This window comes from Synechococcus sp. R6-5, from assembly GCF_047461775.1.
In the GTDB taxonomy this organism is placed as follows: Bacteria; Cyanobacteriota; Cyanobacteriia; order Thermostichales; family Thermostichaceae; genus Thermostichus.
In genome coordinates this window covers 1-2,862 of record NZ_JANSHV010000068.1, presented here as the reverse complement: position 1 = coordinate 2,862, position 2,862 = coordinate 1, and the positions used below count along the sequence as shown (strand labels likewise).

Sequence of the window (2,862 nt, the reverse complement as noted above, 5' to 3'; positions counted from 1 at the left end):
TTTAGCGGTCGGAGTCGGGTAGTTTACGTTTTCACTTCCGAATCTCTCCTATCCAACAGGTTTTGCAACCACACCTGAATATCCCGCAGGCTCTCCGGGGAAACTTCATGGCCCATCTCGTACTCGCGATAGGTAAAGTTCAGTGGCAGCGGGGCAAAATAATCCCGGATCTGACGGCCAAAAGCAATCGGCAAAACAGCATCGGCAGTGCCATGAACTGCCAAGATGGCCAGGTGTTTCATCCGCTCCGGCTCCACCGCCTCGGCCAGGATCTCTGGAGATAAACGCCCACTCATCGCCACCACCCCTGCCAGCTTCTCCGGCTGGGTCAGAGCCAAATACAGGCTCATGATCGCCCCCTGGCTGAACCCCAGCAAATACACCTGCCTGGGATCCAGGGCAATACCCGGGATCCCACTGGGCAGCGTCTGTTCTAGAAAGCGGCTCAGGAGCTGGAGGCTATTGCGCGCTTGCTGGGGATCCCCCACCAGCCCTTCTGGCGTCCAGGCCATTTCAAACCAGGCAAACCCGCCTCCACTCCAAGGAATAGGGGCTCTCAAGCTAATCACCGCCAACCGGGGATCCAGATAGGGGGCCAACTGGAACAAATCCCCCTCGTGGCTGCCGATCCCGTGCAGCATCACCAACGCAGGCGCGGGTCCTAAGCCGCCCTGTCGGGGGGGCTGAACGCGGTAGGTGAGGGGGAAAGGAGAAAACACGTCACGGATCCTCAGAAGCAGAGACGGGGTATGGCCGGCCTACGCCCAATCCTGGGGCTGGCGGAGCACCTGGTAGAGCTTAGCTTCCCACGTGTCCGGCTGGGGCTCGTAGCCATATTCCCAGCGCACCAATGGCGGCAAAGACATCAAGATCGACTCGGTGCGGCCCTGGGTCTGGAGTCCAAAGATCGTGCCGCGGTCATAGACCAAGTTGAACTCCACGTAGCGCCCGCGACGATAGAGCTGGAATTGCCGTTCTCTCTCCCCCCATTCCATCCCCTGCCGCCGCTCCACAATCGGCACATAGGCCGGCAAGAAGGCGTCGCCACAGGTTTGCACCAACTCGAAAAGATGTTCCCAACTGCGGGATCCCACCCGCACCTGTAACGATGGTGGCTCAGAAGCCAGTTGTTCGGGATCCCCTTCCGCCTGGCCTTCAGGCCGATAGAGCAGCCCAGGGCGTTCATCCTGATAGTCGAAGAAAATGCCGCCAACGCCGCGCGCCTCGCCGCGATGAGGTAGGAAAAAGTAGCGATCGCACCAGATCTTGAAAACTGGGTAGTAGACGGGATCCAAGCGGTCACAGGCTGCCTTGAGGGTGCGGTGAAAATGGGCCGCATCCTCCTCAAACAGGTAATAGGGGGTGAGATCCATCCCGCCCCCAAACCACCAAACCGGCCCCGCCTCGAAATAGCGATAGTTCAGGTGTACCGTCGGCACATAGGGGTTGCGAGGATGCAACACCATAGAGGTGCCTGTGGCGTAGAAAGGATGCCCTGCCGCTTCTGGACGCTGTTTCAGAATCGAAGGGGGCAGATGGGATCCGAACACCTCGGAAAAATTGACTCCCCCCTGCTCAAACACGTCTCCCTGCTGAATGACCCGCGAGCGCCCGCCCCCTCCTCCAGGGCGTTCCCAACGGTCTTCCCGAAACTTGGCTTTTCCGTCTAGGGCCTCCAGACGGGCACAGATGTCATCTTGTAGGCGCTGCATGAATTGGCTCACCTGTTGACGGGCATCCACTGGCAGCGCTGTAGGGCTTGAGGCCAGCATCATAGTCTTCCAATCTCTCGAAACTCGACAAAAACCTCTCCAGCCCCCATCAAACCTCTCAGACTGGGAGAGCCGAACTGCCAAACTGAAGAGTTCTAACCTGGCCGGGCAAGAAACTCCCTGGAAATCCAGGCCGCTCTTGGATCTTACGTGGGAACCGCCTCATAGGGACGAAGTCGCGCCCATTTGTTCCGTTCCTCGCGAAAGCTCTGGCAGCCCACCACATCCCATTCCATCTCGGTGCCCCCATTGCGGATATTGACATTGATCTGGGGGCCCTGCGGCTCAAAATCCGGCGTCAGTGTGAGATGAGGTTGCTGATGCTGCGCTTCCACGGCATGGTAGGTGGTACAGCGATCCACGTAGTAGCAGTGAATACAAATACACATGGCTGCTGCCTGCAAGAAACGGTTCCCAATCTTGAGGGTAGCATCCTGCCTCCTTCCAGACGGCGGATCCCCTCTTTCTCAGCCGATTCTTGAGATATTTCTTAGCAAAGAGAGGCATCTCCTCGTCTCTCGTCTAAAATCTCGACATATTTCTCAGGATGGGGCTTGATCTGTCCTTAGGATCGAACCATCCAGGCTATCCAGAGGAACTGCCATGAACACCCACACCCGCTACCGCTTCACCTGCACCCTCTCCTTTGGAGATATCTACGGCCAGATCATCGTTTGGCTGATTGTCATCTTTGCCAGCTTGGCCGCTGCCCTCTCCCTGATGAATAGCCCCCTCTACGCTTTTCTCACCATTGCTCTGATTTTGGTGATCTCCCTGCCTTTCCTGCTCTTCGCCTTCGTGACCACCCTGCTCAATCACATCGAGTTTGCCGTTGTCCCTCCTGAGGAAGAGGAAAATCGCGCTGCTGCTGCGGCTAAGTCGCCCGTGGCCGTCAGTTAGAAACAACTGGCAGTCGGTTGGCGCTTGTCGGATGGATCCCTTGCCCCAAAGACACCTGTGCTGAGTTAAAAAAACCTTGGCTCTCTTGGTCTAGCGCTTGAGTTGGCCCCTGCAAGGCGAGCAAGCGGGTAGCCTTTTATTGGCATTTTATTGGCAATTGTTTTACCAAAGAATTGGGTCTAAAGCCCTG

4 protein-coding genes are annotated in these 2,862 nt (G+C 57.2%); 1 reads left to right on the top strand and 3 read right to left on the bottom strand.

All coding sequences use genetic code 11. From position 1 onward, the window contains the following. Window positions 1–23: 23 nt before the first annotated feature. The 3 genes from NW818_RS04070 to NW818_RS04060 form a co-directional block, all read right to left on the bottom strand. Complete coding sequence (locus NW818_RS04070) at window positions 24–719, bottom strand: alpha/beta hydrolase (RefSeq protein WP_414423897.1); 696 nt, start codon at window positions 717–719, stop codon at window positions 24–26. A 39-nt stretch (window positions 720–758) separates the two neighbouring features. Next, the gene (gene hemF, locus NW818_RS04065; protein ID WP_414422156.1) at window positions 759–1,772 is read right to left on the bottom strand and encodes an oxygen-dependent coproporphyrinogen oxidase; all 1,014 of its coding nucleotides are present in this window, start codon (window positions 1,770–1,772) and stop codon (window positions 759–761) included. A 146-nt stretch (window positions 1,773–1,918) separates the two neighbouring features. Beyond that, on the bottom strand, window positions 1,919–2,161 hold the full coding sequence (locus NW818_RS04060; RefSeq protein ID WP_011434378.1) for a Ycf34 family protein: 243 nt from the start codon (window positions 2,159–2,161) through the stop codon (window positions 1,919–1,921). A 214-nt stretch (window positions 2,162–2,375) separates the two neighbouring features. Here NW818_RS04060 and NW818_RS04055 point away from each other — a divergent pair, with 214 nt between their 5' ends. After that, on the top strand, window positions 2,376–2,672 hold the full coding sequence (locus NW818_RS04055; protein WP_011434379.1) for a hypothetical protein: 297 nt from the start codon (window positions 2,376–2,378) through the stop codon (window positions 2,670–2,672). The last annotated feature ends 190 nt before the right edge of the window (window positions 2,673–2,862 follow it).

What these genes read in the sequence shown, in the direction of transcription:
- hemF (WP_414422156.1), bottom strand. Translation starts at nt 1,772, where the DNA reads ATGCTGGCCTCAAGCCCTACAGCGCTGCCAGTGGATGCCCGTCAACAG.
- NW818_RS04060 (WP_011434378.1), bottom strand. Translation starts at nt 2,161, where the DNA reads ATGTGTATTTGTATTCACTGCTACTACGTGGATCGCTGTACCACCTAC.
- NW818_RS04055 (WP_011434379.1), top strand. Translation starts at nt 2,376, where the DNA reads ATGAACACCCACACCCGCTACCGCTTCACCTGCACCCTCTCCTTTGGA.